Here is a 14,442-nt window from a genome sequence, read left to right as displayed (position 1 = left end):
AAAACTTTTACGTGTTAATATATATAAAGCTGACTATACTCAGTCAGCTTTTTATATGTTACATTCTAGTATTTATTTCACTATTTGCCGGGCAGTAATGCCCCCACCTAAAAATTCAGCGAAAGTAAGGAAGTAGGTGTGGGATTAACTTTCCGGAAAAGCCCGATTGGTTCCAAAAGCCATATTCTTTCCTTTACGTTGACATTAAAAAAATTACCAATTTTTTCTTTTACAATGGCAACAAATAAAGAAACATTTACAACGACACTTATTTCGTTTAGAACCCCAATCATCATCACGATGACACTTTTCTTTAGATTTCCACCAATCATCGTCACGATGACACTTTTCTTTAGATTTCCACCAATCATCATTACAATGTTTTTTCTGAGAACTCCAGCAATCATTTTTCCAAGACATTCATTTCTACCTCCTTTCAATAGTGTTCATATTATTCTATGTTTTAATAAAAAAATGGCTTGTTTATTAACCTACTATTTTATCTTTATATGATAGAGTGTTTTCTACTCGATATAGAGTTCATACAAACCATGCTAATTTTTAAGAGATAGTGGAGAGAACTACTACTAGTTATGGTGTTTTCCAATAAACATTTGTTGAAGAAAGCGTTCTGATTAGAAATAATATCTTATTTTCGAGTACGCTTTTTTAAATGTATATTTCACAATGAAAAATGGGAAATCCACAAATAAAGTCTATGTATATGTGAGTTAATGGAAAAATCTAGTGTGTTTTTAAGGAGCGTCTTATTTAAAAGAAAAAAGATTTGTTTTAGAAAGTGGTGTCTAAACATTAAATGGAGTAGGACTAAATTCACGGCCGCTCATTAAACAAGCTTTTAATTAGGAGAAGTCTGTTTTTATAATGAATAATGAAAAGAAAGTATAGTACAATTGTTTGTTTTTTTCTTTTTATGTGTTTGCCTCGTACCCTTTTAAGCTAGTGGACATACTTTACTAATAGAAAGGATTAGGGGGTGAGGTATTGGGTTCTCGATTTAATAATTGTAAAAAGAAGTGTACATGTAAACAAGATGATTGTTGGGAAGTATTCGAAGAGTGTAAAAAAGAACAGCATGAGAAATGTGATAATTCTTGTGTACAAGGAATTAGAGATGAACTTAAGAAATTAATTAATCGAACAGTTCAAATTAATACAGAGGGACGTACTTATGTAGGTACTGTTTCGTCTGTAAGTTGTGATCTAGTTAGGCTTGCGGCTATTCCTGGATCGGTTGGAGTAATTATTTCCATTTGTAAAATTGAAGCAATTTTCCCACCTGTTACAACGGTTACTGCTGACTTTGATTTTAATGGTATTGATGTAGCAAACAAAGCATAATTATGCTGCTTTTTTGTAAAGCCATTCACATGAATGGCTTTATTTTAATTTCATATAAAAGGAGAATATATTCTTTATATAGAAATAAGTTTCAGGTTATAAAGCATGATGTATGAAAGGAGCAAGGAAGTGATTAAACTAGAAAGCTTTAAGAAATCTGATTTTAAACAATTAATAAATTGGATTAACTCCGAAGAATTTCTAATACAATGGTCAGGAAATGCATTCACATTCCCTTTAGACGAACAGCAATTAGAGAAGTATATAGAAAGTGCAAATACACTCGCTTTCAAAGTGGTAGATGAAGTGACCTCAGACGTTATTGGTCATATTTCGCTTGGGCAAATAGATAATATTAATAAGTCCGCTAGAATTGGAAAAGTATTAGTTGGTAATACGAAGATGAGAGGACGTTCTATAGGAAAACATATGATGAAAGCAGTACTTCATATTGCTTTTGACGAATTAAAACTACATAGGGTAACTCTTGGTGTGTACGATTTTAATACATCGGCCATTTTCTGTTACGAAAAAATAGGGTTTGTAAAAGAAGGCTTATTAAGAGAGTCAAAAAGAGTAGGAGAAACGTATTGGAATTTATGGGAAATGAGTATGTTAGAATATGAATGGAAGAAGTAGCAACAATAGTTATTTATAATTATATTATGTTAACAAAAGGGGCTTGGTGGGTATAGTGGATAATAAAACAAAAATAATTTCAATTGCAGCTGTTTCAGGGGGAGAGCTAGTATATTAAAACTGACAAAGAAACCATTTTTGAAAAAGGCCCACCTGCATTGTTTCTGAGGAATAAGAGGGTGAGCCCTAATTAAACGAAACTGAATGAATCTGTAAAAATTGTAACTAAAGTATGCATCAACAAGGTATTGAAAGGGATGAATAGTAAACTTTACAGATTATTCCATATGTAACAAAACTGGTTAGCTTCTGATTTAAGCGCTACTAAATGATTATTATTAATAGAGTTATTCGTATACATTCTGTTCTTTTGGATGTTAAGTACCGTATAATTCACATCGTTTCGTTCATTTGAAAATGTTGATTCATTTAATAGTGTAAGTGTCGAGTTAATGTTGTATTTATCAATTCGCTCTTTTTTTCCTTTGAAAAACAGTTTGATAAGATGTGGCTCATTATTAATGAATAAGCCAAGTTCAGGTGATGAACGGACGATTAAATCATCTGATTTCCAATGTGATTTACCTGGATCAAACCAGGAGATGTCTTTATTTTTTATGAATTTTTTGTATTGCTTTATAACATCAATGTAGTTTTGTTTTTTTTTCTGATCAACCGTTTGTACTAATGTTTCGAAACATTCAAAAGGTAGTTTGTTTTGATGAAATTTAATAACAGTTTCTCGTAATTGTTTCCAGTAATCAAAAGCTGGTTGATATTCAGGTTGGGATTTTAGATTTTTTATAAAGTTTGTTTTAGCTGTACTACCTTTCAGTGTGAAGTCTAAAAATTGTGTAAGCCCTACTTTAATTTCTGTCATATTACATCACCCTTCCAAACATTATTCATTTAATAATAGACGAAATACCCTACATTTTTAAAGAAATGAGCTAGATGCTAGAAAACCTAATGTCCATGCACAATAGATACGGGAAAGCCAATCCGTAAGTATAAATGATGGACCATCCAATTGAAGATAAATTAGATAATGGTTACCAGGTGATAGGTTATTAATATAATCGGATAGTGAGGCGAGTTTAAAAGATAACAATATAGATTATTTAGCTTGGATTTGAGAAAAAAGTGCATGGGAATAAAGAGGGATATAGGGAAATGGGCTCTCATCAAAAAATATAAGTTGGTATCAGTATACCGTAGAGAATGAGTGTATAGAACATACAAGTAAAAGTATTGGCTAGCACACTTAAAATAAGCCGTATAAAAAGTTAATCATCGTGTGCTTTGATTATATAATGTCGGCGAAATAAATAGTGTGAAGGACAGCGATCTTAACAAGTGTTTCATGTAACGTTCATGTACTTTAATTTTTTATAATTAATCAAATTTGAATTTTGTTTGTTGTTAAGAAAAGGTGAGAAGAAAATAAAAAAAGAGGGCTAATGCCCTCTTTTTTTATTAATTTGGTAATTAATCACAGATTGGTATCCCAAGCACTCTTAGAGCTAATGCTACTTGAAGGGAAATCTCTAATCTAGCAATTTCAATACCAGCTACTGAAAGAACTAAAAAAGGTTGTCCGTTTACAAATACAACGCAACTATCCATAGTTAAGCCTCCTTTCTAGTAATCTACTATAGTATATGAATAGAACTTTAATATGTAATAGTTAAATTGTTGGATTTAATAGAATTAATAGATTAACCCATTTAAACTAAACAAACGAACACAACGAACGGAAACAGAGATGGATGTATGCCTCGAAAAACATAGGTTTTAAGACATGGGATATGAAATTCATCATATTGGTCAGCTGTCTATATGGGCGAGGCAGTTAAACTTGCAACCAGTTTCAGCAAATTTAATTGGAAGAGGATGATAGAATTAAAAACCGACTTGCATCTCAAACGCAAGTCGGTTTTTATATATAAGAAGATTTCTTAATTGAAATCCTCGGATTTTTTCTGACGTATATGTAAAAACATTAAGGTGGTAATGATTAAAAAAATCATTATAGTTTGTATAATTAAATTTTTAAACTGAAGCAATATTGTCCACGATGTAAGGGTGTCTTTAAAAGCTTGGAGTGCAGAGTACGAGGAAGGATCAAAACCATACTGTAGCAACTTTTTTGTTTCAATAAATGAAATGTTTTCTTCATCTGCATCTAATATTACTGAAATTAGTCTAGTATCTTCAAGTTTTGCTGTACTGACAAAACTATAATTACCATTAGTTGAAAAACTAGTTTGTAAGCCATCAACACCTTGAAGTTTAATGTTTTCATTAAGGGAATATATCATTTTATTCGTATTGAAAACCTGGGAATCTTTGAAGGAAAATTGGTAAGAGGTTAGTTTCGTAATATTCAATACATCTGGAAAATCTTTTATTAATCGTGCTGCTAATTTAGCTGCGTCTATTGCTGTTGTAGTTGATTGTTTATTTGTATCATTATTAATTCCAGTAGAGTTTAGAAATGGAGATGGTTGTAATAACTTTAGTTCTTTTGCTTTTTTATTCATTAATACTGTAAAGTTATCTTCATTTCCAGCAATGTGTTCTGCAAGAGCGAGTGCAGAACGATTATTCCCTGCCAGTAGCAATGCATGAAGTAAATCACGAACCGTTGTTTTATCATTCGATGTTACTTGTATAGGGCTTGTTTCTACTCGGAAAACTTCGTTACTTATTTGTACGAAGTCATCTAACTGTATTTTTCTATCATTTAGTTGCTCCAATACGATATATTCTGTCATTAATTTAGATAAAGCAGCTGATTGTACTGGAGTTTCTTCATTTTTTTTATAAACAATTTCACCTGAATTAGCATTTATTAAGATAGCTGATTTAGCTTGAATAATCGGACCATTTACATAAAGGTAAAAATATAAAACGATAAGTGCAGTAATGAAAAAAGATAATAATAAAATAGCGAATTTTTTTAAGAATTGCATAAGCGATCCTCCTATTATGACATCAATAATAGTATTGTAAAAAAGAATGCTTAATTAGGAAGAAAGAAAAGGTAAAGAATTTCTAAAGAATTATAAAGGATTATTATTTTTTGTAATTAATGGAAAAAGTTCAATTTCTTATATGATAAGAAATTGAACTTTTTATTTGTGATATTAACCTTTGTAGGGGAGTAGTTTTACAGTGAAAGTAGTTTTTTCGTCATCACTATATACTTCAATTGTTCCTTTATGCAATTCGACTATACTTTTTGCAATTGCTAATCCAAGTCCAGATCCACCAGTGTTTGTAGAGCGCGATTTTTCAACGCGATAAAAACGTTCAAAAATATGAGGTAAATCCGTACTAGGAATAGGTTGTCCGTAATTTGTTATATCAATTGTAATCATATTATTGCTTTCATAAGCAGTAAGGTCAATATAGCGACCTTCGCTTCCATAAGCGATAGCGTTTATAATAAGATTTTCAAACACACGCACTAATTTGTCACCATCAGCTAATACCATGAGCTTTTGAGATGGGAAAGAAGGTCTACATTCTATATTAGCTTCTTGAACCTGTATTCGGAATTGAACAGTTAATTGTCCAAGTAACTCTACAATATCAATGGGGACAGAATACAAGCTTAACTCTTTATTTTGAACACGTGTATATTCGAACAAGTCATTCATTAATGCATTAAGACGAGTTACTTTATCATAAATGACTTGAATATAGTATCGCAATTCCACTTCATCTCTATAATTATCATGATGAATTAAATTTACGTATCCAACTATAGAAGTAAGGGGAGTACGTAAATCATGTGATACATTTGTAATAAGTTCACTCTTTGCTTGTTCCGCTTGTCTTTCTTCATCAATTGAGACTTTTAATTGTTCAACAATTTCATTGACCCCGATTGCTAACTCTTCCAAATAATTATGATTTACAACAGAAACTTTATGATTGAAGTTTCCATTTGCAATGTAACGAATTTCTTCTATCATTTTTTTTATACAAGTTTCATAGTAAAGTTTTCTCTCGTGACGATAAAAAATGTAAAGATAGGATGAAAAAATAGAAAATAAAAACAAATAAGAAACAATCATCATCCATAAAGATTCTTTAACCCCTTTATACTTTTCATAACCAAAAATTCGAATGAATTCTTTACCGAGTTCGGTTAGAGTAAGTGAACTTTCAATTACACTCGTAACGAGGCGATAAATAATTAATTCAGTAATAGGAGTGAGTGTGATAGCTAGTAAGAGCCAAAAAATAAGTTTCCATTTAGGGATATCTTTTAATATATCAAATGCTTCATTTCTCAATTTTATAGCCAACTCCCCAAACAGTGTGAATAAATTTTTCTCCATTCATTACCGTTTCAAGTTTATCCCGTAAGTTGCTAATATGGACCATTACCGTCTTATTTGAACCATAACCATCTTCATTCCAAACGCGTTCGAAAATTTCTTCTGAACTAAATACTCTTCCTGTATTACTCGCAAGTAAATATAAAATATCGAATTCAATAGAGGTTAGTTTAATATACTCTCCATTTACTTTAACAGTATGATTATGTTTGTGTATTTCAACAGAGCGAATACGAATAATACCATCTTCATTCTTTTGCGAAGTAGCATTTTGGAAAGATGATCTTCGTAATAAAGCTTTCACTCTAGCTACTAATTCTAATGGATTGAATGGTTTGATCATATAATCATCGGCACCTGTCATAAGACCTAATATTTTATCCATATCTTCTGCTTTTGCACTAAGCATTAGAATTGGTACAGTATTATTTTCACGTACTTCCTGACAAACTTCTAATCCGTTTCGTTTTGGCATCATAATATCCAAAATCATAAGGTCAACTTCATATGTAGAAACCTTCTGCAATGCTTCATCGCCATCATAAGCTTTATAAATGTTATAGCCTTCATTTCGCAAATAAACAGCAAGTAATTCAACAATTTCTTTATCATCATCAATAATTAATATGTTTTTATTCATTTTGTAGTTCCTTTCCTTACAAATCATCAACATTACTATAATATCAAACATTTATGTACTTGTAGCAATGATTCTGTATAAAATTTCATGTAACGTATTAAAAAGGAGTAAAAAGATTAATAACGAATATAAAATAACAAAGATATTTAAATTCTGCATTATACTGAAAGTTAGTTATAAGGGGGATTTTCTATGTTATATAATGATATATATTCATTTGCTCCAACTGGAAAAATAGACAATGATATTAAAGATTTTCTACTAAAATATAATAAAGAGTTTACATATAAACATTCAATTCGTGTGGCAAATGAGGCAAAAAAGATTGCAGAAAAGTTTCACGTAGATAAAGAAAAAGCAGCAATTGCAGGATATTTACATGATATTAGTGGCATTTTTCCGAACGAGGAGCGGATTGCAGTTGCTGAAGAATTTGGGGTAGAAATAGAGGAAGCAGAAAGAAAGTTTCCTATGATTATTCATCAAAAACTATCGAGAGTAATCGCAAAAGAAATATTTAAAGTAGAAGATGAAGACGTATTAGATGCAATTTGTTGTCATACTACACTGCGTAAACACCCAACAAAGATGGATTTAGTTTTATTTGTTGCAGATAAAATAGAATGGGATCAAAAGGGGACACCACCATATTTAATAGAAATAAAAAAAGGATTGGAAAAATCTTTGGAAAAAGCTGCTTTTGTATATATTTCATATTTGTGGGAAAGGAAAGATACATTGAAAGTTATACATCCGTGGCTAGAAGAAGCATATTGGTATTTAAAAAGAATTGTACAGTAGAAGGGACAAGGAAATGCAATTAAAAGAATATATGAATCAAACATTTCCAGGAGTTACATTAGTACCGTACTTATATTCTCAGTGGGGAAATCATTTGTATTTTGATTTTGGAAAAGATAAATATCAAATTGTAGAAGGAACCGACGATTTAAATATGGAATACTTTTCTCAGCTATATACATATAATAAATTCTTATTTGAAGACATATTTTCAAAAGAAGATGTAGTGTTTGTAGTGACAAATGTTTATAGATTTAAAAAGGAAAACACAAAAACTCCACAGAAAATAAATGTATACAATAAATATATTAAGAAAAGAGATTTAAGATTTCATATAAGACAAGAAACGTTACCGTTTCTATTTGAAGATGAAGAGGCAGATTTATCCCGCTATTTGCCGGGCAGTAAGACCCCCACCTCAAAATTCAGCGAAAGCAAAGAAGATAGGTGGGGGGCGGGCTGCCCCTAAAAGCCCGATTGGTGAGGGCTGATAATCAGTGGGGGATGAACTGATTAAAGTTTCACATTATATTGTACATATCAATTTTCTTTAAAATGTCTTGCGGAAGATATTAAATATGAATCGCTTATACAAGCTGCTAATCATGAGGATTTCTCTGTTTTGTATCCTCGATTTGGACGGAAAAAAGAAATTTCTTATCCAGATGTATTTCTCATAAATGCAACGAAAGATATTGTCATGTTTATGTATGATGATAGAGGATGTGAAGTAATTGCGAAGAATAAAGAAATAATACGAGATTTATATAAGAAATATAAAGAATGGATTCCAGATTATGAACGAGAAAGTATAGATAACTTATTTAAATGACAATAGGGGAAGTGAAGCGTGTAATGAAACGTATTGCAATTGTATCTGCATGGGAACCAGAACTGACGTATTTGCATCAACATTATCCGAGTGAACGTGTTGAAAAAAGAGCAGCTTGGGAATTTCATTTTCATACTATCAATGAGCTGGAAATTATATCAGTTGTAACTGGTGTCGGTAAAGTAAGCTGCGCTAGTTGTGTACAATTGTTAATTAGTGAGTTTCAGCCAGATGAGTTGTTTATGACAGGAATATGCGGAAGTTTATCAAACAAAGTGAAAAACGGTCATATTGTAGTAGCACTAAACGCAATACAACACGATGTTACTGCTGCTGGCTCAGGAGAAGATGTTTTTAATTTATATAACGGTAGAACAGCACCTATTGAAACAACAAAATCACTTGTAAGAAGAATAAAAAAAATACGATTGTATGATCCGATACATTTCGGTACATTTTTATCTGGAGATCAACGTATTCGTAGTTCAGAAATGAGATATTTACTTCATACTGTATACGGAGCATTGGCAGTTGATCAAGAAGTAGCAGCTTTCGCCTATGTGTGTCAAATAAATAAAAAACCATTTTTATGTTTAAAAGCTGCTTCAGATCAAGCAAATGATAAAACGAAAGAAGAACAAAAAATCTTTAAAATGCTAGCATGCGAAAGAGCATGTGAGCATTTAATTGCTTTTTTACGTGTTTATGAGATTAATGTAGTAAATAATAGATAGTTTGTTATAAAACAAATTAATAGTAAGTTATATGTAGGGAAATGTCCGTTCATTTCAAATTAAGAGCTGAAATTTATAATAGATGGAATATATTATATGGGTACATGTTGAGGTTAATACAAGCAATTGGAGGGCAATTTTATATGATTCAATATAAAAGGTGTAGTGAAGTAAATATTGATTTAGTATATGAAGCTTTTAAAGATGGATTTTCCGATTATATTATTAAGATGGAAGTTTCAAAAGAGGGTTTTATACAACGTTTTTTTGGACCAGAAGGTAATTTGCTAGAACATTCTTTTCTTGCTTTAGACGGTGACAAATCAGTTGGCGTAATATTAGGTGGTATAAAGGATTATGAAAGTATAAAGACTATGCGCTGTGGAACATTAGCGGTTCATCCTAATTACCGCGGTATTGGTGTGAGTCAAAAATTATTTGAACTGCATAAAGAAGAGGCGATTCAACATGGATGTAAGCAACTTTTTCTCGAAGTCATTGTAGGAAACGACCGAGCGATTCATTTTTATAATAAGTTGGGCTATGAAAAAGTGTACGATCTTTCTTATTATAATTTAAATGATTTGACTAAAATAATGAATAAAGATTGTAAGGATATTGAAGTAAAACAATTAGAATTTCCAACTTTTAAAGATGAAATTCAGAAATGGTTAAACTTCCATATAAATTGGCAAAATGATGTTGATTATATCGAAAAAACAAATAATGTATTTTATGGTGCATATGTCGATAATGACTTAAAAGGCTCTCTATGTGTAAATGAACAAGGTAAAATTAGTTTTATTTTCGTAGACAAAGTTTATAGAAATATTGGTGTTGGGATGAAATTATTAGAAGTAGCAAGAGAAGAATTAAATTTATCAAGTTTATCAATTGGGTTTCCTAACAATAATTTACTGGAGGGTTTTTTAAAGAAATGTGGATTTGAAAAGAATTTTTTAGCGCAATATGAAATGTATTTATTACTCTAAAAGCGGAAGGGATTTATTCTTTTCGCTTTTTATTTTTTCTGTTAAGTTGGTAAATGCTTCGCAACTATAATTTGTAATGAGAGGAATTTGTTTATCCTTAAGTTATCTTTTTAATTGTCAATTTCATGCTAATAATTTTCTTTGTATAATATTCTAATTTTATGTAGAATAGATACGATGGGAGGGGATGAAATGAATAATGGATTAAAGTTTAAGATTTTTGAATTGCATTGTCTTGTTCAAAAGACTTATTCTGATATTAAAATAGCGTGTGATATTGCTATTTATCAAGAAAACACTTCTAAATATTTAATTTCATTAGGATTTTTAAATAAATCATATATGACTTATATAGAAGCAAAAAGATTCTATCGCGAAAATGAAGAGCTTGTAAGTGTAGAATTTGATAATTTCTTTGATATGTATGATAAATTAGAAAACGAATTAAAACAAGTTATTTCAACTGAAGATAAAAATCCTTCATTGCTACATAGCAGACTTGATCAGTTTCAACAGAAAGTTGAAAATATAAATGACCTAATAAAAGTATTGCAAAATGCTCGTTAATGAGTGCTTTTTTCTTTTTTGTATAGAAATTATGTATTAAAAACATTTTAGGGATATTACATATTAAAGAGGTGGCTTTTGTTGATTACAAAAGTCATCTTTTTATGTTAGGAATAGATTGTATACATTTTAGCAGTTTCATATAAATAATAGGAATTTATACGAGGGGAATATCATGGGAAATAAAAAAGAAATAGCTATAGTTGCATTAACAACAGGATTCGTTTTAACAAGTGTAACGCCATATGGATTAGGTCATGCAGAGGAAACTGGTCAAATGCAAGTAGAAATTCAAGAGGATTCGTTCCGTACAGGTGATCTTACACAACCATCAAAAAAGGCGCCAGAGAATGTAGTGAAAGATGCACTTAAGGAAAATACGGAGCATGCTTTGTCTCCAAAACAAGTTAGTGCAGAAACAGGAGTAGATTACAAGGTTCTTCAAAAACGTGGTTCTTATGATGGAACTACACTTGTGCGCATGCAACAAATATATGAAGGAAAAGAAGTATATGGTCACCAGTTGACTGCTCACGTAGATAAAAAAGGTATTATTAAAAGTATTTCAGGAGATAGCGCACAAAATTTAACACAAGAAGGTTTAAAGAAACCTATTAATTTATCAAAAGAAGAAGCAAAACAATATATTTATAAAAAGTACGGAAACGATACTAAATTTATTTCTGAGCCAGAAGTTAAGGCAGTTATTTTTGTTGATGAAAATCATGGACAGGCTAGCAATGCATATCAAGTTACATTTGCTGCTACAACACCAAATTATGTATCTGGAACTTATTTAGTGAATGCTCATAATGGTGAAATGTTAAAAGATATGGTACAAGAATCAAGTTTGAAAATAAGTGAAGAGTATGTTCAATCCGTTAAGGAAAATAAAACTAGCAATTTTACATCATTAACTGGAACAGGAAAAGATGATTTAGGCGTAACTCGTACATTTGGTATTTCTAAACAGACCAGTGGGAATTATGCGCTTGCTGATTACACAAGAGGACAAGGAATTGAGACATATGATGTAAATTATAGAGATATTACAAATGAAGAAAGTTATTATCCTGGTATACTAGCAACTAGCGTTTCAACAACATTTAATGATCCAAAGGCGGTAAGCGCTCATTTCTTAGCAACAAAGGTATACGATTTTTATAAAGAAAAATATAAGCGTAATAGTTTTGATAATAAAGGAAACAAAGTAGTTTCAGTTGTACATGCATGGGATTCTGGAGGAACAAATGATCCTGAAAATTGGGAAAATGCATTTAGTACTAATATTAATAACATTAGTATGCTTTTATATGGAGATCCTATGGTAAAAGCGTTCGATATAGCCGGTCATGAATTTACACATGCAGTTACATCAAGTGAATCTAACCTTGAATTTTCAGGAGAATCTGGGGCAATTAATGAGGCATTATCGGATATTATGGGAACGGCTATAGAGAAATACATAAATAATGGGGAATTTAACTGGACAATAGGAGAACAAACTGGATCGATTTTTCGTAATATGAAAAATCCAACTGCAATTAATTTTTCAGATGGACTACCGTATCCTGATGATTATAGTAAATATAATGATTTAAATGGAGAGGATTATGGAGGCGTTCATTTTAACTCAAGTATTATTAATAAAGTTGCGTATTTAATTGCACAAGGTGGTACTCATAACGGTGTAAATGTAAATGGCATTGGTGAAGATAAAATGTTTGATATTTTCTATTATGCAAATACTGATGAATTAAACATGACTTCTAATTTTTCTGAATTGAAATTGGCATGCCTTAAAGTGGCAACTAATAAATATGGAACGAACTCAATTGAAGTTCAAGCAGTCCAAAATGCTTTTGATGCTGCAAAAATTATAGAAAAAGTGAAAGAAAACGAAAAAACAGCAGAAAACCAAGCTCCAGAGTTAACTGTACCGTTTACGATTACACTACGTGTAGGAGATACGTTTGATCCAATGAGAAATGTAAAAGCTGTTGATAAAGAAGATGGTGATTTAACAAATAAAGTAAAGCATAAAGGCGATGTAAATACTTCAAAACCAGGTACATACATTGTGGAATACTTGGTTGTTGATTCTAAAGGCGGGAATGCAACGGCTATACAGACTGTAATTGTAGAGGGAAATGGAGAAATATCAGATTTAGAACCTAAATTAACAGTGCCTGTTGGAGCGATACTTCATGTAGGAGATTCATTTGTTCCAATGGCAGAAGTATTAGCTATCGATAAAGAAGACGGTGATCTCACTTCTAAAATTAAAGTTGATGGTGAAGTAGATACATCAAAAGCCGGTACTTACGTATTAACGTACACGGTTACAGATTCTAAAGGTCATGAAGTAACGGCGAAGCAAACTGTAACGGTCAAAGTTAGAGAAGAAATTAAAAATGAAAAACCAATACTAAAAGTACCTGCTACAACTTCGATTACTGAGGGTGATCAATTTGATCCGTTGATAGGAGTATCGGCTACTGACAAAGAAGACGGTGATCTTACTTCTAAAGTAGCGTATAAAGGAACTATAGATACAACTAAAGCTGGTATTTATGAAATAATATATAGTGTCAGAGATTCCGTGGGTAATGAGGTAAATACAATACAAAAAGTATTAGTGAAACATAAAGAAACTAGCAAAGCAAATGGCCTTGCTAATAAGACAAATAAGAGTAATATTTCAAACAACAGTAATAGCGATAAAAAAGAATATACATATAAGGAGCTTCCAAAGACGGGTGTAAGTACAAATAACAACAGTGCAGAAATCGGCATATTGATGATTATTTCGAGTACAGTACTTACTTTGGTTCGCAAATTTAGAAAGATGCAAAAATAATAGTAGGGATTATTCGTTTGAAGAAAAGAGTTCATTATCCAGAAGAAATAAAGTAGAAAGTAAGTAAAACAAAATATGGATTTTTTACTTAATAAGATTTTAGTAGTTAAGCGGTGCATTTGGCTTCTATAAAAATTTGTAGTTGGATTATGTTCTGTCTACAAAACTACATTACATAAAAAACACGTTATTATTCTCATTAAAATAAAAGAATAGTAACGTGTTTTTTGGTTTGGAAAAAGCATAAATCCTATAGTTCATGAATCTGGGAGTGCTTCTAATCTGCCATTGATGAGTTATTGAAAACATTTTGTTTTAATGGAAGTTTCATTCTAAATGACAACATGAGAATTTCGATATTTACCAGGTGTTTCATTTGTGAATTTTTTGAAAATTTTAGTGAAATAACTTTGGTCGCTAAAATTAAGCGAAGCGCATATGTCTGATAAGGGATAGGTGGTGAAAGTTAATAATTTCTTTGCTTCTTCGATTCGTTCACGTTGAATGTACTCAATTAATGAAATACCGACTTCTTTTTTAAATAATATAGATAAATAATCTGAATTTACATTTGCAAATTTAGCAAGTTGTTTAACAGATATTGGATTGTAAATATTTTTTAAAATATAGTTTTTGCAAATAGCAATAGTCTGTGAATATTGC

At 31.0% G+C, this 14,442-nt stretch carries 14 protein-coding genes and 2 pseudogenes; 9 read left to right on the top strand and 7 right to left on the bottom strand.

Annotated elements, in window-relative coordinates:
- Window positions 1-107: 107 nt before the first annotated feature.
- Window positions 108-407: a hypothetical protein gene (locus MR167_RS06570; RefSeq protein WP_242314222.1), complete on the bottom strand. Its 300-nt coding sequence runs from the start codon at window positions 405-407 to the stop codon at window positions 108-110.
- Window positions 408-1,005: 598 nt separating this feature from the next.
- On the opposite strand from MR167_RS06570, the gene MR167_RS06565 reads away from it, so the two are divergent.
- Window positions 1,006-1,362 (top strand): hypothetical protein, encoded by a 357-nt coding sequence (locus tag MR167_RS06565; protein ID WP_000535572.1) that lies wholly within the window; start codon window positions 1,006-1,008, stop codon window positions 1,360-1,362.
- Window positions 1,363-1,467: 105 nt separating this feature from the next.
- Entirely contained in the window at window positions 1,468-2,001 is a 534-nt protein-coding gene (locus MR167_RS06560) for a GNAT family N-acetyltransferase (RefSeq protein ID WP_000990084.1), read from the top strand.
- 271 nt (window positions 2,002-2,272) lie between these two features.
- Here MR167_RS06560 and MR167_RS06555 read toward each other — a convergent pair whose 3' ends face one another.
- Both MR167_RS06555 and MR167_RS06550 read right to left on the bottom strand, forming a co-directional pair.
- Window positions 2,273-2,881, bottom strand: coding sequence for a hypothetical protein (locus MR167_RS06555; protein WP_000136050.1), 609 nt, complete (start codon window positions 2,879-2,881; stop codon window positions 2,273-2,275).
- Between the two features lie 608 nt (window positions 2,882-3,489).
- Window positions 3,490-3,627, bottom strand: coding sequence for a DUF3956 domain-containing protein (locus tag MR167_RS06550; protein ID WP_000376554.1), 138 nt, complete (start codon window positions 3,625-3,627; stop codon window positions 3,490-3,492).
- Window positions 3,628-3,808: 181 nt separating this feature from the next.
- Here MR167_RS06550 and MR167_RS06545 point away from each other — a divergent pair.
- Window positions 3,809-3,898 (top strand): annotated as a pseudogene (locus tag MR167_RS06545) (DinB family protein); the annotation flags it as partial.
- A 61-nt stretch (window positions 3,899-3,959) separates the two neighbouring features.
- Here the strand turns inward: MR167_RS06545 and MR167_RS06540 are convergent.
- The 3 genes from MR167_RS06540 to MR167_RS06530 all read right to left on the bottom strand — a co-directional run bounded on the left by MR167_RS06540 (window position 3,960) and on the right by MR167_RS06530 (window position 6,993).
- Complete coding sequence (locus MR167_RS06540) at window positions 3,960-4,976, bottom strand: D-alanyl-D-alanine carboxypeptidase family protein (RefSeq protein ID WP_086391150.1); 1,017 nt, start codon at window positions 4,974-4,976, stop codon at window positions 3,960-3,962.
- Between the two features lie 174 nt (window positions 4,977-5,150).
- Window positions 5,151-6,308 (bottom strand): sensor histidine kinase, encoded by a 1,158-nt coding sequence (locus MR167_RS06535; RefSeq protein ID WP_001243314.1) that lies wholly within the window; start codon window positions 6,306-6,308, stop codon window positions 5,151-5,153.
- Window positions 6,298-6,993, bottom strand: coding sequence for a response regulator transcription factor (locus MR167_RS06530; RefSeq protein WP_001038808.1), 696 nt, complete (start codon window positions 6,991-6,993; stop codon window positions 6,298-6,300). Before MR167_RS06530 ends, MR167_RS06535 begins: the two co-directional genes overlap by 11 nt.
- 192 nt (window positions 6,994-7,185) lie before the next feature.
- Between MR167_RS06530 and yqeK the strand changes: the two genes are divergently transcribed.
- The 6 genes and pseudogenes from yqeK to MR167_RS06495 all read left to right on the top strand — a co-directional run bounded on the left by yqeK (window position 7,186) and on the right by MR167_RS06495 (window position 13,779).
- Complete coding sequence (gene yqeK, locus MR167_RS06525; RefSeq protein WP_017763190.1) at window positions 7,186-7,794, top strand: bis(5'-nucleosyl)-tetraphosphatase (symmetrical) YqeK; 609 nt, start codon at window positions 7,186-7,188, stop codon at window positions 7,792-7,794.
- Between the two features lie 13 nt (window positions 7,795-7,807).
- Window positions 7,808-8,626: pseudogene (locus MR167_RS33650) on the top strand (DUF3885 domain-containing protein).
- The gene (locus tag MR167_RS06510; protein WP_002082744.1) at window positions 8,623-9,360 is read left to right on the top strand and encodes a phosphorylase family protein; all 738 of its coding nucleotides are present in this window, start codon (window positions 8,623-8,625) and stop codon (window positions 9,358-9,360) included. The pseudogene MR167_RS33650 and the gene MR167_RS06510 overlap by 4 nt, the downstream one beginning before the upstream one ends.
- Window positions 9,361-9,503: 143 nt before the next feature.
- Window positions 9,504-10,352, top strand: a complete 849-nt coding sequence (locus MR167_RS06505; RefSeq protein WP_242314220.1) for a GNAT family N-acetyltransferase — start codon at window positions 9,504-9,506, stop codon at window positions 10,350-10,352.
- A gap of 192 nt (window positions 10,353-10,544) precedes the next feature.
- Entirely contained in the window at window positions 10,545-10,919 is a 375-nt protein-coding gene (locus MR167_RS06500; RefSeq protein ID WP_001059022.1) for a hypothetical protein, read from the top strand.
- Window positions 10,920-11,094: 175 nt separating this feature from the next.
- A complete protein-coding gene (locus tag MR167_RS06495; protein WP_106082186.1) occupies window positions 11,095-13,779 on the top strand; it encodes a M4 family metallopeptidase in 2,685 nt (894 codons plus the stop codon).
- A gap of 332 nt (window positions 13,780-14,111) precedes the next feature.
- On the opposite strand, the gene MR167_RS06490 is transcribed toward MR167_RS06495, so the two are convergent.
- Window positions 14,112-14,442 (bottom strand): helix-turn-helix domain-containing protein (locus MR167_RS06490; RefSeq protein WP_242314218.1); only part of this gene is annotated, 331 nt, incomplete at its 5' end.

It is taken from the genome of Bacillus cereus group sp. BfR-BA-01355, from assembly GCF_022663675.1.
GTDB classification, from domain to species: domain Bacteria; phylum Bacillota; class Bacilli; order Bacillales; family Bacillaceae_G; genus Bacillus_A; species Bacillus_A thuringiensis_S.
The sequence above is the reverse complement of the archived record's forward strand: the minus strand, read 5'-3'. Positions and strand labels throughout refer to the sequence as shown.

What these genes read in the sequence shown, in the direction of transcription:
- MR167_RS06495 (WP_106082186.1), top strand. Translation starts at nt 11,095, where the DNA reads ATGGGAAATAAAAAAGAAATAGCTATAGTTGCATTAACAACAGGATTC.
- MR167_RS06550 (WP_000376554.1), bottom strand. Translation starts at nt 3,627, where the DNA reads ATGGATAGTTGCGTTGTATTTGTAAACGGACAACCTTTTTTAGTTCTT.
- MR167_RS06570 (WP_242314222.1), bottom strand. Translation starts at nt 407, where the DNA reads ATGATTGCTGGAGTTCTCAGAAAAAACATTGTAATGATGATTGGTGGA.
- yqeK (WP_017763190.1), top strand. Translation starts at nt 7,186, where the DNA reads ATGTTATATAATGATATATATTCATTTGCTCCAACTGGAAAAATAGAC.
- MR167_RS06505 (WP_242314220.1), top strand. Translation starts at nt 9,504, where the DNA reads ATGATTCAATATAAAAGGTGTAGTGAAGTAAATATTGATTTAGTATAT.
- MR167_RS06560 (WP_000990084.1), top strand. Translation starts at nt 1,468, where the DNA reads ATGATGTATGAAAGGAGCAAGGAAGTGATTAAACTAGAAAGCTTTAAG.
- MR167_RS06530 (WP_001038808.1), bottom strand. Translation starts at nt 6,993, where the DNA reads ATGAATAAAAACATATTAATTATTGATGATGATAAAGAAATTGTTGAA.
- MR167_RS06555 (WP_000136050.1), bottom strand. Translation starts at nt 2,881, where the DNA reads ATGACAGAAATTAAAGTAGGGCTTACACAATTTTTAGACTTCACACTG.
- MR167_RS06540 (WP_086391150.1), bottom strand. Translation starts at nt 4,976, where the DNA reads ATGCAATTCTTAAAAAAATTCGCTATTTTATTATTATCTTTTTTCATT.
- MR167_RS06500 (WP_001059022.1), top strand. Translation starts at nt 10,545, where the DNA reads ATGAATAATGGATTAAAGTTTAAGATTTTTGAATTGCATTGTCTTGTT.
- MR167_RS06510 (WP_002082744.1), top strand. Translation starts at nt 8,623, where the DNA reads ATGACAATAGGGGAAGTGAAGCGTGTAATGAAACGTATTGCAATTGTA.